At 71.9% G+C, this 14848-nt stretch carries 13 protein-coding genes and 3 pseudogenes; 1 reads left to right on the forward strand and 15 read right to left on the reverse strand.

Going from position 1 to position 14848, the window contains the following annotated elements; all coding sequences use genetic code 11:
* Positions 1 to 21: 21 nt before the first annotated feature.
* The 3 genes and pseudogenes from Phou_RS05805 to Phou_RS05815 form a co-directional block, all read right to left on the reverse strand.
* Positions 22 to 947 (reverse strand): annotated as a pseudogene (locus Phou_RS05805) (RluA family pseudouridine synthase).
* Positions 944 to 1531, reverse strand: coding sequence for a signal peptidase II (gene lspA / locus Phou_RS05810; RefSeq protein ID WP_371872168.1), 588 nt, complete (start codon positions 1529 to 1531; stop codon positions 944 to 946). The pseudogene Phou_RS05805 and the gene lspA overlap by 4 nt, the downstream one beginning before the upstream one ends.
* Complete coding sequence (locus tag Phou_RS05815; protein ID WP_173054221.1) at positions 1528 to 1947, reverse strand: TraR/DksA family transcriptional regulator; 420 nt, start codon at positions 1945 to 1947, stop codon at positions 1528 to 1530. The genes lspA and Phou_RS05815 overlap by 4 nt, the downstream gene beginning before the upstream one ends.
* A gap of 10 nt (positions 1948 to 1957) precedes the next feature.
* Between Phou_RS05815 and Phou_RS05820 the strand changes: the two genes are divergently transcribed.
* Complete coding sequence (locus Phou_RS05820) at positions 1958 to 3259, forward strand: hypothetical protein (RefSeq protein ID WP_173054223.1); 1302 nt, start codon at positions 1958 to 1960, stop codon at positions 3257 to 3259.
* A gap of 84 nt (positions 3260 to 3343) precedes the next feature.
* Here the strand turns inward: Phou_RS05820 and Phou_RS05825 are convergent, their stop codons facing one another.
* The 12 genes and pseudogenes from Phou_RS05825 to Phou_RS05880 form a co-directional block, all read right to left on the reverse strand.
* Entirely contained in the window at positions 3344 to 4837 is a 1494-nt protein-coding gene (locus Phou_RS05825; protein WP_371872169.1) for a potassium/proton antiporter, read from the reverse strand.
* 8 nt (positions 4838 to 4845) lie between these two features.
* Positions 4846 to 5157 carry a DUF167 domain-containing protein gene (locus tag Phou_RS05830; protein WP_173054227.1) on the reverse strand — a complete coding sequence of 104 codons (312 nt, stop codon included), beginning with the start codon at positions 5155 to 5157 and terminating at the stop codon, positions 4846 to 4848.
* A 54-nt stretch (positions 5158 to 5211) separates the two neighbouring features.
* The gene (locus tag Phou_RS05835) at positions 5212 to 5901 is read right to left on the reverse strand and encodes a hypothetical protein (protein WP_173054229.1); all 690 of its coding nucleotides are present in this window, start codon (positions 5899 to 5901) and stop codon (positions 5212 to 5214) included.
* Between the two features lie 48 nt (positions 5902 to 5949).
* Positions 5950 to 6759 carry a DivIVA domain-containing protein gene (locus Phou_RS05840; RefSeq protein WP_173054231.1) on the reverse strand — a complete coding sequence of 270 codons (810 nt, stop codon included), beginning with the start codon at positions 6757 to 6759 and terminating at the stop codon, positions 5950 to 5952.
* A gap of 50 nt (positions 6760 to 6809) precedes the next feature.
* Positions 6810 to 7105 (reverse strand): annotated as a pseudogene (locus Phou_RS05845) (YggT family protein).
* A 27-nt stretch (positions 7106 to 7132) separates the two neighbouring features.
* Positions 7133 to 7863: pseudogene (locus Phou_RS05850) on the reverse strand (cell division protein SepF).
* A gap of 209 nt (positions 7864 to 8072) precedes the next feature.
* Positions 8073 to 8792, reverse strand: a complete 720-nt coding sequence (locus Phou_RS05855; RefSeq protein WP_173054233.1) for a YggS family pyridoxal phosphate-dependent enzyme — start codon at positions 8790 to 8792, stop codon at positions 8073 to 8075.
* A gap of 12 nt (positions 8793 to 8804) precedes the next feature.
* Positions 8805 to 9914, reverse strand: coding sequence for a cell division protein FtsZ (gene ftsZ / locus Phou_RS05860; RefSeq protein WP_173054235.1), 1110 nt, complete (start codon positions 9912 to 9914; stop codon positions 8805 to 8807).
* A 156-nt stretch (positions 9915 to 10070) separates the two neighbouring features.
* Positions 10071 to 10853, reverse strand: a complete 783-nt coding sequence (locus Phou_RS05865) for a cell division protein FtsQ/DivIB (RefSeq protein WP_246273292.1) — start codon at positions 10851 to 10853, stop codon at positions 10071 to 10073.
* 85 nt (positions 10854 to 10938) lie between these two features.
* On the reverse strand, positions 10939 to 12339 hold the full coding sequence (murC, locus tag Phou_RS05870; protein WP_173054237.1) for a UDP-N-acetylmuramate--L-alanine ligase: 1401 nt from the start codon (positions 12337 to 12339) through the stop codon (positions 10939 to 10941).
* Positions 12336 to 13445, reverse strand: coding sequence for an undecaprenyldiphospho-muramoylpentapeptide beta-N-acetylglucosaminyltransferase (gene murG / locus Phou_RS05875; RefSeq protein ID WP_173054239.1), 1110 nt, complete (start codon positions 13443 to 13445; stop codon positions 12336 to 12338). The genes murC and murG overlap by 4 nt, the downstream gene beginning before the upstream one ends.
* A complete protein-coding gene (locus tag Phou_RS05880) occupies positions 13445 to 14833 on the reverse strand; it encodes an FtsW/RodA/SpoVE family cell cycle protein (protein WP_173054241.1) in 1389 nt (462 codons plus the stop codon). Before Phou_RS05880 ends, murG begins: the two co-directional genes overlap by 1 nt.
* Positions 14834 to 14848 lie beyond the last annotated feature (15 nt).

The raw sequence follows: 14848 nt of genomic DNA on the forward strand, positions 1-14848 counted from the left end.
CCAGGGCCTGGACCTGGATGGTCAGGCGGCGTCACGGAGCGTGTTCAACGCGTGCGCCAGGTCATCAGGGTAGTCGCTGTCGAACCGAACTTCTTCCCCCGTACGGGGTGCAGGAAGCTGAGCGCACGGGCGTGTAACCACTGCCTGGACAGCCCCAACCGGGCCGCGAGTGTCGGGTCCGCACCGTACGTCAGGTCACCCACGCATGGGTGCCGCATGGCCGAGAAGTGGACCCGGATCTGGTGCGTACGGCCGGTTTCCAGGCGCACGTCGGCGAGGCTTGCCGCCGGAAACGCCTCCAATGTGTCATAGTGCGTGACGCTCGGTTTACCGCCCGACATGACCGCCCACCTGTAGTCGTGGGTGGGGTGGCGGTCGATCGGCGCGTCGATCGTGCCGCGCAGCGGGTCGAGGTGCCCCTGCACCAAGGCGTGGTACCGCTTTTCGACCTCGCGCTCCTTGAAGGCGCGCTTCAACACCGTGTACGCGTGCTCGCTCTTGGCCACCACCATCACGCCGGTCGTACCGACGTCGAGGCGGTGCACGATGCCCTGCCGCTCGGCCGCGCCGCTCGTGGAGATGCGGTGGCCGATCGCGGCGAGACCGCCGATGACGGTCGGGCCGGTCCATCCTGGACTCGGGTGCGCGGCCACGCCGACCGGCTTGTCCACGACCACGATGTCGTCGTCCGCGTAGATCACCCGCAGGCCGGGCACCGCCTGGGGCACCACCTCAACGGCGACCGGCGGCGCGGGCAGGTGCACCTCCAGCCACGAACCCGCGGTCACCTTGTCGGCCTTGGGCCGCGGCACGCCGTCGACCAGCGCGTCACCGGCCTCCACGAGGGCGGCGGCGGCACTGCGGGACAGTCCGAAAAGACGGGAAACGGCCTGGTCGAGGCGCAGGCCGTCGAGACCGTCCGGCACGGGGACGGATCGGGTGGTCATTCCTCTTCTGCCGCCTTTGGCTTTTTGGCCGCCTTGGCGCGCACCCGGCTCCCGTCGCGCTGGCGGCCGGTGAACTCCAGCCCGACCGCGAGCACCACGCCGCAGATCAGCGACATGTCGGCCACGTTGAAGATCGGCCAGTACTCACCGTTGGGCCCGAACAGGCTGAACATGTCGACCACGTGCCCGCGCAGCGGCCCGGGGGCCCGGAAGATGCGGTCACTGGCGTTGCCGAGCGCGCCGCCGAGCACGAAGCCCAGCGCGACGCCCCAGGGCACCGACCGCAGCCGCAGCGCCATCCACACGATCCACGCGATCACCCCGCAGGTGATCAGCGGGAACACGAATGTGTAGTCACTGCCGAGGCTGAACGCCGCGCCGCTGTTGCGGGTCAGGCTCAGATAGACGAGCCCGCCGAGCGCGCGCACCGACTCGTCGTCGTCGAGGTTGGCGAGCGCGAGGTGTTTGGTGACCTGATCGATGAGCACCGAGACGGCGGCGGTGGCGAGCAGCACCAGCACCGCCGCCCGTCGGACCGGCGGGGCCGGCCGCTCGCCTACCGTTTCTTCCGTCTCGGTGCTCAGCGCCGCTCCTCCAACTGCTTGCACGTCACGCACAGCGTCGCTGAGGGGAACGCGGCGAGCCGCTCCACGGGGATCGGGTTGCCGCACCGCTCGCACCAGCCGTAGTTGCCCGCGTCGAGCCGCTCCAGCGCACGCTCCACCTGACTGATCCGGTCGAGAATGCCGTTGGCGAGGGAGATCTCCTGCTCCCGCTCGAACGTCTTCGTGCCCGTGTCGGCCTGGTCATCGCCGGCCGAGTCGGTGAGCCGCTCGCGCTGAAGCTCGGTGATCTCGCTCAGCGTCTGATCGTACTCGGCCTGCAACTCGTCCCGGCGCCCCGCCAGGGCGGCCCGGATCTTCTCGGTCTCCGCGGCACTGCGGGTCCCCTTCGCCGGCTTGCGGCTGGTGGCGGTCTTGGTGTCAGCTGGCTTCGCCATCGTCGCTCCCTTGGCCGCGGTGTCCGCGGCGATAGGCGGGGCCTGGGTGGCCGCGGTCGGTGTTGTGGTGTTCGCAGCGCTGCCGGCCTGGTGGGCCGGAGCCACGGCCTGCACCGGCGCCGGGTCGGACGCCGATGTCTGTGGTGGTGCGTCCGCGGCGGTCACCGAGGTCGGTCCGCTCGCGGTGTCGGGAGTGGCTTCCAAGGGTACGGCCGACGCGGTGCTCTTACGCGCGGTCGCCTTCTTCCTGGTGGCGGTTTTCTTCGCCGCGCCTGTCGCGGTTTTCGTGCTCGTCGCGGCTTCGGTGCTCGTCGCGGTCTCGGTGCGCGTCGCGGCGTCCGTGCTCTTCGTGGCTCGCGTCGCCGGGGTGCGGGCGGCACCCTGCGCGCTCTTCGCGGCCTCCGTCGCCTTCGTGGCTTTCATGGTCTTCGTAGCTTCTGTGGCCTTCGTGCGGGTGGTGCTGCTTGTCTTTTTGGTCACGGCCTGCGCGCGCTTCGCCGCCGTCGTGGTGTCCGCGGTCGCGCTCTTCGCCAGCGACTTCCTCGCCGTGGCGGCTTTGCCCGCGGTGGCCTTCGGCGTCGTGGCCTTGGCTGGCACCTTCTTCGCCGGGGCGGCGGCCTTCGTCGCCGCCTTCGCGACTGGCACGGCCTTCGTCGCCTTTGCGGACTTAGTGGCCTTCGCCGCCGGTGCGGACTTGGTCGCCTTCGCGGTTGATGCGGCCTTGGTCGGGGCCTTCTTCGCCGGGGCAGCCGCGGTGGTCGCCTTCGCCGCCGCCGGGGTGGCTGCGGTGGTCGCCCTCTTAGCCGCGCTCCCAGCCTTCTTCGCCGCGGTCGCAGCCTTCTTCGCCGGCGGGGCAGCCACGGTGGTCGCCTTCTTCGCCGCCGGGGCAGCCGCGGTCGCAGCCCTCGCCGAGGCCGGAGCGGCCGTGGTCGTCACCTTCGCCGGCCCGGAAGCCTTCCCCGAAGCCGAAGCCGAAGCCGAGGCCGCAACCGAAGCCGCGGCGGCCTTCTTGCTCATGGAGGTGGTGGCGCGGGCGCCCGTCGCCGTCGCGTTCGCGCTGGTCCGGGAGCTTTTTGCCGCGCCGCGTGCGGGACCCGCGGCCGCCTTCTTGGCAGCCGGTGCCTTGGGCGTGGACGCGCTCGCGGTACGCTGCGCCGCGGCCCGAGTGCCTCCGGTGCGGGTGCTCGCACCGCCCTTCGATGCCGCCTTGCGTGCGGCATTCGCCCGCTCGGCCATCGCTGTCCCCCACTTGCAAAACGGGCGCGCGGCGGACGCCGCGCACTCCGGTGGCTGGCAAGAATACGGAACGTGAAGACGTCCGACAACATGCCGCACCGCTCGTACCCAATTCAGAGGCCGCCAAACCCACAAACCGGGCAAAGGACACTCTAGTCGATCAATCGTCGCGATCGTCGCCGTACTCGGAGAACCATCTCGCCAACCTGCCCCGGCGGCTCACCGCGCGCAGACGCCGCTCGGCGGCGTCGCGCACCTGGGCGGTGGCGACGATCAGCAGGCTGTCCCCCACCTTGAGGCGGGTGTCCGGGCCAGGCACGAAGCCGACCCCGTCGCGGAGCACGAGCGTGACCGAGGCGCCGACCGGCAGGCGCAGCTCGTCCAGGTGCACGCCGGCCAGGCGCGAGCCCGGCGGCACCTCCATCTGGAGCAGGTCGGCGCGCATGTGCTCCAGCGGCGCGCTGTCCACGTGTATCTCTGTGGCCTCGGCCGGCGCGGAGACCCGCAGCAGGCGGGCGACCGGGGCGAGCGTGCCGCCCTGTACCAGGGTGAAGATCACGACCAGCACGAACACCACGTCGAACAGCTGGGCCGCGCCTTCGACGCCGGCGGACAGCGGCACGGTCGCGAGGACGATCGGCACGGCGCCGCGCAGCCCGGCCCAGGACAGGAAGGTCTGGTCGCGCACGCCGATCCGGAACGGCGTCGCGGACAGCACCACCGACAGCGGCCTGGCCAGCAGCACGAGGGCGAGGCCGGTGACGATCGCCGGTACCAGCGCGTCGGCCAGCCGCGCCGGCGAGGCGAGCAGGCCGAGCAGGACGAACAGGCCGATCTGGGCGAGCCAGGCCAGCCCGTCGGCGAACCCGAGGATCGCCTGGCGGTGCGGCAGGCGGGCGTTGCCCAGCACCACGCCGGCCACGTACACGGCGAGGAAGCCGGAGGCGTGCGCGACCGCGCCGGCCGCGTACGCGAGGACGGTCAGGCCCACCGCCGCGATCGGGTAGAGCCCGGCCGACGGGAGCGCGGCCCGGCGCAGCGCCCACCGGCCGCCGAACCCGACCAGGTACCCGATGGCCGCGCCGGCCGCCAGCTCGTACACGACGACCAGCACCTCGTACCACCAGGGGTGGCCGCCGCCGACCGGGTCCATGGAGAGAAGGAGGACGAGGAGGACGGCCGGGGCGTCGTTCATGCCGGACTCGGCCTCGAGCGTGGCGACAAGCCGGGGTGGCAGCCGCAGCCTGCGCAGGGTGGCGAAAACGGCCGCCGCGTCCGTCGAGGAGAGCACCGCACCATAGAGGAGGGCGAGCCGCCAGTCGAGGTCGAGCACCAGGTGTACGGCCACGCCGACGACGACCGAGCTGGCCATCACGCCCAGCGTGGCGAGCGTGGCCGAGACGCCGAGCACCGGGCGCAGCTGTCCCCACCGCGCGGTCAGCCCGCCCTCCGCAATGATCACGATGAGCGCGCAGAAGCCGAGGGTCCGCGTGAGCTCGGCGTTTTCGAACTCGATGCCCAGCCCGGACTCGCCGAGCGCGACGCCGATCGCCAGGTAGACCAGGAGGCTCGGCAGGCCCAGTCGGGTGGAGAGGCGCACCGCGCCGACGGCCACGAGCAGGACGACCGCCCCCATGAGGAGGGCGACCTCCATCCGGTCCGTCACCAGGAGGTCTCGCGGAGCGCGTCGAGGCGGCCGGCGAGATCGACCGAGCTGCCGGCGCCGCTCACCTCGAAGAGCTTGTCCCGGCTGGCGGCGCCGGAGCGGAGGGTGACCTGTGCGGGCCGCACGCCCAGCGCCTCGGCCAGTGCCCGTCGAGCCGCCTCGGTGGCCCGCCCGTCGACCGGCGGCGCGTGCACCGCGATCACCAGCGCCGGCCCGAACGGCCCGTCGTGCCGCCCACCCACCCGCGCGCGTGCGGCGCCGGGCTTGACCCGGACCGGCACGGCGAGAGCGTCAGGCGGCGTGACCATGCCTCATTTTGCCGGTAGGACGGTCGGCGCGGGATGGTATGCCGCTGGAGAAAACTACACGCGGCGGGCGTCGGCGAGCAGCGCGCTGTCGGGCTCGCACCGGCCGCACGGGCTGAAGCCGAGCTCGACCGCCTCGCCCACGGGCAGCGGCTCGCTCTCCCGGCCGAGCAGGTGCACGCACCCGGCCAGGTGGTACCGCGGGCGGCCGTCGATCACCAGCACGTCGGCCGTCATCCGGGCGACCCGGGCGGCGTCGGCGGGCGACACGTACTGCGCGGCGGGCTCGTCCGGCGGGTCGTCCTCGTCGAGGATGTCCGCCGTGGTCTCCTCTGCCGCGACGTCGGCCGGCGGGTAGTCGAGCGTCTGGCGAGCCGGGTACTCGACCTCCGGCTCGGCCACCGCGACCGGCGACTCGAAGACCATGGTGCTGTCGGACTGCCGGGCTGGCGCGTAGACCGGACCGGACCGGCGAGCGAGCGGCTCGGTCGCGCGGGCCGCGGTCAGCGCCCTGCGCTCCCGCTCGCCCTCTCCGACCTCGTCGCCGGCACGCTCCCGCTCGTCGTCGTCGGCAAAGCCGGCGTCCGCACGGGCGGCGGCTGCCTGGCGGGCACCGACGACCAATGCGACGGCGGCCAGAAGGCTCGCCGCGATGGAGCTGATCAGCAGCGCGCTCGACCCGTTGGCCAGGCCGATCACGAGCAGCGTGACGGCGACGAGGATGAGCAGCAGACTTCCGACGATCACGGCTCACCCCCGCCGCATGAAACGGCTTTTCTCGAATGTGTTGTGCGTTTAGCGGCCGGACTCGAGCGCGCCCGAACGGCCACCGCCGTACGAACCGGCCAGACCAGCGGTCGCCAGGCCACCGCTGCCACTCTGGACGCGGTTGCTGTCGGCGCGGGTCATCTCCGCTTCGAGGCCCTGCCCCCGACCGTCGAGGTCCCGCAGCTGGCTCTCCAGGTACGCCTTGAGCCGGGTGCGGTACTCGCGCTCGAACTGCTTGAGCTCCTCGATGTGCTTCTGGAGAGCGGTGCGCTTGGCGTCGAGCCCGCCCATCGCCTCCTGGTGGCGCTGCCGGGCGTCCCGCTCCAGGGCGTCGGCCTTGGCCCGCGCCTCGCGGGTGACCTCCTCCGCCTTGGAACGCGCGTCGGACAGCAGCTTGTCGGCTTCCCGACGGGCGTCTGCCACGTGGTCGTCGGCGGTGCGCTGGGCCATCATCAGGACCCGCAGGGCCTGCTGCTCGCCGTCGCCACCGACAACCGGACCGCCCTGTGAGCGCACCTGCTCGAGCTCCGCCTGCATGGCCCGTGCCGCCTGCTCGGCGGCCGCCTTGTCCCGCTGGACGCGGTCAAGCTGGGCCTTCATGTCGTTGAGCTCGGCGGCCAGTCGCGGGTCGGCACCCGGGCCGGCTGGAGCGCCGCCACGACCGCCACCACCGCGCTCGACCTGAGCTCGGAGCTCGTTGTTCTCTTCGATCAGACGGGCGAGTTCGCGCTCAACCTCGTCAAGGAAGGCGTCGACCTCCTCCTCGTCGTACCCCCGCTTGCCGATCGGAGGCTTCTTGAAGGCGACGTTGTGAACGTCGGCCGGGGTGAGCGGCATCGAAACTCCTCGGGTCAGTTGAGGCCGCGTAGCGGCTGGTCACCAGCTGTTCAGCTAGTGATCAACCGCCCTACCACGTACATCAGCACGAACAGAATAACCAGCAACACAAGGGAGGCTAGGTCGAAGCTGACAGTACCAATTCGCAGTGGTGGGATCACACGCCTCAACGCCCGCAGGGGTGGATCGGTGACGGTCCACACGGACTCCAGTGCCGCCGCGGCCCCCGGCTGGGCTGCCAGCGACGGCCGTACTGGAGCACCGCACCTAGGACAAACCGGGCAAGAAGGGTCAAGAAGAAACCGTAAAGTACCAGGTAGATGACTTGTAGGGTGATCGACAGCACGGCAGGCGGTTCCCTCGGTCGGGTTAGTCAGCTCAGGTTGAAAAACCCGCCCTCTGCGATCTTGGCCTTGTCCTCCGCAGTGACCTGGACGTTGGCCGGAGAGAGCAGGAACACCCGGTTGGTCACGCGCTCGATCGTACCGCGCAGTCCGAAAGCCAAACCGGCGGCGAAATCGACCAGTCGGCGGGCGTCCGCCTCATCCATCTCGGTGAGATTAATAATCACTGGTACACCGTCGCGGAAGTGTTCGCCGATGGTCCGCGCTTCCCGATAGGTCGTCGGGTGGAGCGTCGTGATCTGGTACCGCTGGTCCTCGTCCGCCACGACCGCGCGCTCGCGGAGCTGCACCTGGGGCGCGAGGGCAAGGTTTTCCCGAGTCGGGTACGAGACGGGCTCCGGCGCACTCGGCCGGGTGATCGACCGGACGCTGGCCCGCTCACCGTCGCGGTCCAGGTCCCCCGACCCGACTCGCGCGACAGCTCGCTGCGGGACGGTGAACGCTCCAGCGGGACGCGCTCGCCCAGCCGCGACCGCGTCCGCGGCGGCGGCTGCTCGTCGAGCTCCTCGTCCTCGTCCGCGAACTCCTCCGCGTACCGGCTCGTCCGGCTCTCCCACCCGTCCCGCGAGTCGCGGTCCCGGTCGCGGTAGCCGCTCTCCCGGTACCGCCCCTTGCTCTCGTAGCCGTCGTCGTAGGAGCGGTCGTCGTCCTCTTCCTCGACGAGACCGAGCCAAACCCCCGCCTTGCGCAGTGCACTCATACCCGTCCTCGCTTCGCTGCGGGCGGGCATGAGGCTCCCGATGCGCTGAGCCCAACGATTCGCTCGCTTCGCTCACTCATGCCGCTCACCTCCCTCCGCCGGGTGACACACACCCCCTGGCGTGCCACGTCGCGTTCCCGCACACCGGCCTGAGGCCCCACTGAGGAACCACGAATAACAATGGTGTAGTTCGGTGCCCGGCCGCCAGGCTACCGCAGCTTGGGGCGGGTTCCGAGCACCGCGCTGCCGATCCTTACGTGTGTCGCGCCGGACGCGATCGCCGGTTCCAGATCGGCACTCATGCCCGCCGAGACGGTGGTCGCCTCCGGATACGCCGCGCGCAGCCGCGCCGCCACCTCGGCCAACTTTTCGAAGGCCGCCTCCGCGGCCCAGTGCTGCGGCGCGACCGCCATGACGCCGGCGAGCCGCAGCGGACCCGCCTCGGCCACCGTCAGCGCCACCCGGTCGAAGTCGCGGTCGGGCTCCACGGTGGACCCGACCACCGCGCCGCCCCGTGCCGGGTCGCCGTCGATGCTCACCTGTACGAGGACGTCCAGCGGACGCTCCCGGTGCCGCTCCGCCGCGCCGTGCAGCGCGCGGGCCAGCCGCACGCTGTCGACCGAGTGGACGACATCGGCGTACTCCACCACCGAGCGGCACTTGTTGCGCTGGAGCTGGCCGACGTAGTGCCACCGCACCTGCGCACCGGAGGCGGCGACCGCCTCGGCCTTGGGCGCGGCCTCCTGGTCGCGGTTTTCCCCCACGTCGGTGACGCCCAGCTTGGCGAGCACCTGCACGTCGGTCGCCGGGTAGGTCTTGGTGACCACCACCAGCGTCACCCCGGCCGGGTCCCGGCCGGCGGTCGCACAGGCAGCGCCTATGCGTTCACGTACGGCCGCGAGCCCGGCCGCTATCTCCTCTTCACGCACCGTGAAAGTGAATCAGGAGCCGTTCTTGAGGAAGTCGGGCACGTCCACGTCGTCGAAGAGCACCCGGCGGGCCGGCGGCGGCGCGGCCGGCGAGACCGGCGGTGCGCTGGTCGGCAGCGGGGTCTCCACCCGGGGCACCACCTTGCGGGGGGCCTCGGCCGGCTTGTACGCGGGCGCGCCACCGTCGAAGCCGGCGGCGATCACGGTCACCCGCACCTCGTCGCCGAGCGCGTCGTCGATGACCGCGCCGAAGATGATGTTGGCGTCCGGGTGGGCGGCGTCGGTGACCAGCTGGGCCGCGTCGTTGATCTCGAACAGGCCGAGGTCGGATCCGCCGGCGATGGACAGCAGCACGCCGCGCGCGCCGTCCATGCTCTGCTCCAGCAGCGGGCTGGAGATCGCCTTCTCGGCCGCCTCCACCGCGCGGCTGTCGCCGCGGGCGCTGCCGATGCCCATGAGCGCGCTGCCCGCGCCGCTCATGACGCTCTTGACGTCGGCGAAGTCGAGGTTGATCAGGCCGGGCGTGGTGATCAGGTCGGTGATGCCCTGGACACCGGAGAGCAGCACCTGGTCGGCCTGCCGGAAGGCGTCCATCATGGAGATCCCGCGGTCGCCGAGCGCCAGCAGCCGGTCGTTCGGGATCACGATGAGCGTGTCGCACTGGTTGCGCAGCTCGTCGATGCCCGACTCGGCCTGCACCTGCCGCCGCTTGCCCTCGAAGGAGAACGGGCGGGTCACGACGCCGATGGTGAGCGCGCCGAGCTTGCGGGCGATCTGCGCCACGACCGGCGCGCCGCCGGTGCCGGTGCCGCCGCCCTCGCCGCAGGTCACGAAGACCATGTCGGCGCCCTTGAGCACCTCTTCGATCTCGTCGCGGTGGTCTTCGGCGGCGTTCTTGCCGACGTCGGGGTTGGCGCCCGCGCCGAGCCCCCGGGTCAGCTCGCGACCGACGTCGAGCTTTACGTCGGCGTCGCTCATCAGCAGCGCCTGGGCGTCGGTGTTGATCGCGATGAACTCGACGCCCTTCAGGCCCACCTCGATCATGCGGTTGACCGCGTTGACGCCGCCTCCGCCGATGCCGACGACCTTGATGACCGCGAGGTAGTTGTGCGGTGGTGTCATCAGGTGGCCTTCCCTCCCAGGTTGGTGCCAGGGTCCGATGAGCGAAGGCGTAACCCTCACCCTCTACTAGAGGCTTAGAGTTATGTCAACTACTGATCCTCTCCGGCAACGTATGCGGAGGTACGGCGTGATCCAAGGACCGACACGCCGACTCGTTTACCGGATAGTGACGACTTCTGGCGCGCTGACGTCGATCCGGTCGCCTTTTTCCCGCAGCAGCGCGGTCGCGACCTGAGATTTCGTGTCGCTCTGGCTGGAGTCGCCCCACACGATCAGGCGCCCGCCGCGCAGCTCCAGCTCGATCTCCGCGGGGCCCTTCACGACAACGGCGGCGACCTGCTTGGCCAGCTGCGGGCTGAGCGAGGTGAGCACCTCCAGCGCGGACCGGGTGGCCGGGTCGTCCGGGCCCGGCTTGGCCACGCGGGCCACCGGCAGTCCCCCGGGCTTGGCGCTGACGGTGTGGAACGCGACGCCGTGCCGGTCGACGAGCACGTACCTGCGGCCCTGCGGCACCACCGCCACCGGCGTGCGCTCCACCACGTCGATCGCGATCGTGCCGGGCCAGTCGCGGGAGGCGATCACGTGGTCGACCGGCGCGAGGGTGGCCAGCCGCTCCTCGATGCCGCCGAGGTCGACGCGGGCCAGCGCGGTGCCGTCGCGCACGCCGGCCGCCTCCCGCACCTCCTCGGCGGAGAGGATCTCGGTGCCCGAGACGCGCACCTCGCGGACGCCGAAGACGCCCGTGCCGTACACGATCCAGGTGACCAGACCGACCAGCGCGAGCACGGCGCCGACGGTGGCCCACGGCATCGCCGCCCGCAGCCGCCGCCTGCGCGCCCGCGCCATGAAGCGCCGCACCGAGGCCGGTACCGCGTCGCTGTGCGCCCGGACAAGCCGCCAGCGCCGGGCCCCACCGCGCCGACTCCCCGGCGCGGTCACGCCGCCCCCCGGCCGCGTTGATCAGGGACCTCGTGGCGGGGCGCGCCGCGCGACACGCCCACCAGCTCCCTGATCAACGGGTGAGTCACGCGGTGGGCTCCAGCGCGGCGAGCAGCTCGTCGCCCATGAGGGAGATGGGCGGGGCGCCCATCGTTACCACCACGTCGCCGGCCTTGGCGCGGCGGACCACCTCGGCCGGCACGTCCTCCCAGGACGGTGCGAACACCTTGGACTCGGCCGGCAGGTTCACTGCGGCGGTGAGGGCGGCGCCGCCCTCGCCGGGCTGGCGCACCTCGCCGGGGCCGAAGACCTCCAGGATGATCACCTCGTCGGCGATCGCCAGTGCGGCGGCGAGCTCGTCCTGCAGGTCGCGGGTGCGGTACACCCGGTAGGGCTGGAATACCACCACCAGCCGGCCGCCGGCGGCCACCTCGCGGAGCGTGTGCAGCGCGGCGGTCATCGAGGTCGGGTGGTACGCGTACTCGTCGTAGACGGCCACGCCGGCCGCGACGCCCTTGCGCTCGAAGCGCCGCCGCACGCCCGGAAACGCCTCGAGCGCGCGCACCGCCGCCTCCAGCGGCAGGTCCAGCCGGATCGCGGCGAGCACCGCGGCGGCGCTGTTGAGGCCGAGGTGGCGGCCGGGCACCGGCAGCGACACCGTGCCGAGCGGCTTACCGTCCAATGTGGCCTGGTACCGCACGCCGTCCACAGAGGACACCACGTCGGTCAGGCGCAGGTCCGCGTCCTCCGCCTCGCCGTACGTGTACACGGTGCGCCCTTCGCCGCGCAGCAGGTCGGCCAGCGCGCGGGTGCCCGGGTTGTCGGCGCAGGTGACCACGAACCCGCCAGGCTGCACGAGCCGCGCGAACTCGGCGAACGCGGCGGAGAGCCCAGCCAGGTCGCCGTACGTGTTGAGGTGGTCGGCGTCGATGTTCGTGATGATGGCGACGTACGGCCGGTACAGCAGGAACGAGCGGTCGCTCTCGTCGGCCTCCACCACGAAGTACGAACCCGTGCCGTGGTGGCCGTTGGACCCCGCCTCGGAGATCTCGCCGCCGATCACGAACGACGGGTCCTCACCGGCCTGCTGCAGGATCAGCGTCGCCATCGAGGTCGTGGTGGTCTTGCCGTGCGTGCCGGCCACCGCGATCGCCCGCCGGCCGGTCATCGCCGCGGCGAGCGCCTCGGAGCGGTGCAGCACGCGCAGCCCGCGCCGCCGCGCCTCGACAAGCTCCAGGTGGTCCTGCGGGATCGCGGTGGAGAAGACGACGGTGTCCACACCGTCCAGGTTGGACGCTTCGTGTGTCATGTGGACGGTGCCGCCGAGCGCGCGCAGTCCGGCCAGCGACGGCCACTCGCGCAGCTCGCTGCCGGAGACCGGGATGCCGCGGGTGAGCAGGAGCCGGGCCAGGCCGCTCATGCCCACGCCGCCGATGCCGATCAGGTGCACGGAGCCCAGATCCTCGGCGGTGAGCTCTTCGCTCATTGAGCCGCCACCGCCTCGTACACGAAGTCGAGCAGCGCCTCGTCGCCGTCGCGCCGGCCGTATGCGGCCGCGGCGGCGCCCATCGCCGCCAGCCGCTGCGGATCGCGTGCCAGCGGGACCACCGTCCTTTCGATCCAGTCCGGACTCAGCTCGGCGTCGTCGACGAGCAGCCCTCCGCCGGCCTCCACGACCGGCAACGCGTTGCGCTTCTGCTCCTGGTTGCTGTGCGGGTACGGCACGTACACCGCGGGCAGCCCGAGCGCGGCCACCTCGGCGCAGGTCATCGCACCGCCGCGGCACAGCATCAGGTCGGCCGCCGCGTACCCGAGCTCCATCTCGGACAGGTACGGCAGCGTCACGTACGGAACCGGCAGGTCGCTCGGCGGCGACACCGCCTCGTTGCGGGCGCCGATCACGTGCAGCACCTGCACGCCTGCGCGGGCCAGCTCCTTGGCGGCGCCGATGACCGCGAGGTTGATCGAGCGGGCGCCCTGCGAGCCGCCGGAGACGAACAGCACCGGCAGGTCGGGGCGGAGCCCGAAGTGCGCCCGGGCCGCGTCGCGGGCCGCCGAGCGGTCCAGCGCGGTGATCGAGCGGCGCAGCGGCACGCCCACGACCCGCGCGCCGCGCAGCGACTCGGACTGCACCGGCTGGTGCGGGAAGCCCACCGCGACGTGCTTGGTGAACTTCATGCCCATGCGGTTGGCCACGCCGGGCGGCACGTTCACCTCGTGGATCACGATCGGCAGCTCGCGGCGCCAGGCGGCGAGGTAGGCCGGCACCGACACGTACCCACCGAATCCGATGACCGCGTCGGCCCGCACGTCCTCGAGCACCTTGCCCGCCGCGCGGGCCGAGCGCCACATGCGGTCCGGGGTGCGCAACAGGTTCATGTTGAGCGACCGCGGGAGCTGGTAGGCCGGGATCTGCCGAAGGTCGTAACCGTGCGGCGGGATCAGCTCGTTTTCCAGGCCCTTCGGTGTGCCGACACAGGTGATCCGCACGTGCGGGTCGTGGCGCCGCAGGCAGTCCGCGAACGCCAGCAACGGGTAGATGTGGCCCCCGGTCCCGCCTCCCGCCAGGACAACCGACCGCAGCACACCCATCACCGTCTCCTCTCGCTCTCCGCACCGGCCCGTGCCCCCGCCGCGGGCGCCTTGGTGGCCGCCGCGGGCTTCGCCGCCGGCTTGGCGGCCGGCGGCAACGGCGGCAACGGGGCCCAGAGTAGCCGTACCCATTTCGCGGGCGGACGGGCGTGCAGGGCTCGCGCCGCGTCGGGCTCGGCGCGGGCGAAAGAGGCGAGCATGCCTACCGCGGCGAGGGTGACCACGAGGGCGCTCCCGCCGTCGGAGATGAACGGCAGCGGCAGGCCGGTGATGGGCAGCAGCCCCACCACCCCGCCGATGTTGATGATGGCCTGGCTGACCAGCCAGGTGGTCACGGCCGCGGCGGCCAGCCGGCGGAACGGGTCGTCGACGCGGCGGGCGATGCGCAGCCCGGTGTACGTCAGCACGGCGAACAGCGCCAGCACCACGACGCACCCGACGACGCCCAGCTCCTCGGCGAGCACCGCGAAGATGAAGTCGTTGTGCTCGGCCGGCAGCCAGCCCCACTTGAGGCTGCTCTTGCCGAGCCCGACGCCGAACCAGCCGCCGTGGTCGATCGCGTACCGCGCCTGCAGCGCCTGGTAGCAGGAGAGCTGCTCGCAGTCGGCGGGCGGGGCGAAGAAGGTGGTGAGCCGCTCGAGGCGGTAGTTGACGCTGCCCTCCTCGCCGGAGCCGCCGCCGACCGAGGCGGCCGCGATCAGCAGGCCGATGCCGGCCAGGCCGAGCGCGGAGAGCGTGGCGAAGACCCGCAGCCGCACGCCGACCGCCCACAGCAGACCGACCACGACCGCGAGCAGGCAGAGCATGGTGCCCAGGTCGTTGTAGCCGACGAGCACGAACAGCAGCCCCACGACGGGGAAGAGCGGCGTGGCCAGCTCGCGCCACCAGCCGAGCGCCTCACCCTTGCGGACCAGCAGGTCGGCGCCCCACATGACGAGGCCGAACTTGGCCAGCTCGGAGGGCTGCACCTGGATCGGGCCGAGCCACAGCCACAGCAGGTCGGCCTTGACCGGCCCGAGCGAGACGGTGCCTTCGACCTCGGCCATCCGCCCGTAGACCACGAGCATGTCGAGGACCACCAGCAGCACGATCGCCACGCCGAGCACGGGCTTGCCGAGCGCCCGGAACGTGCGGGCGGGCAGCCGCTGGCAGGCCCAGAACGCGACCAGCCCGATCGCCGCGAACACCGCCTGCTTGGTGATCATCGTGAACGCGTTGCCGTTTGTCGCGTACGCCTTCACGCTCGTCGCCGAGAAGACCATCGTGAGGCCGATGACCAGCAGCAGGGCGGCGCTGGAGATCAGCAGGTAGTACGACGCGAGGGGACGCTGGAGGAGCCCGCGGAGCACCGCGAGCGGGCCGGCCCCGGCCTTGTCGTCCTCCGCCACGCCCTTATCATCGGC

The sequence above is a fragment of the Phytohabitans houttuyneae genome, from assembly GCF_011764425.1.
GTDB lineage: Bacteria > Actinomycetota > Actinomycetes > Mycobacteriales > Micromonosporaceae > Phytohabitans > Phytohabitans houttuyneae.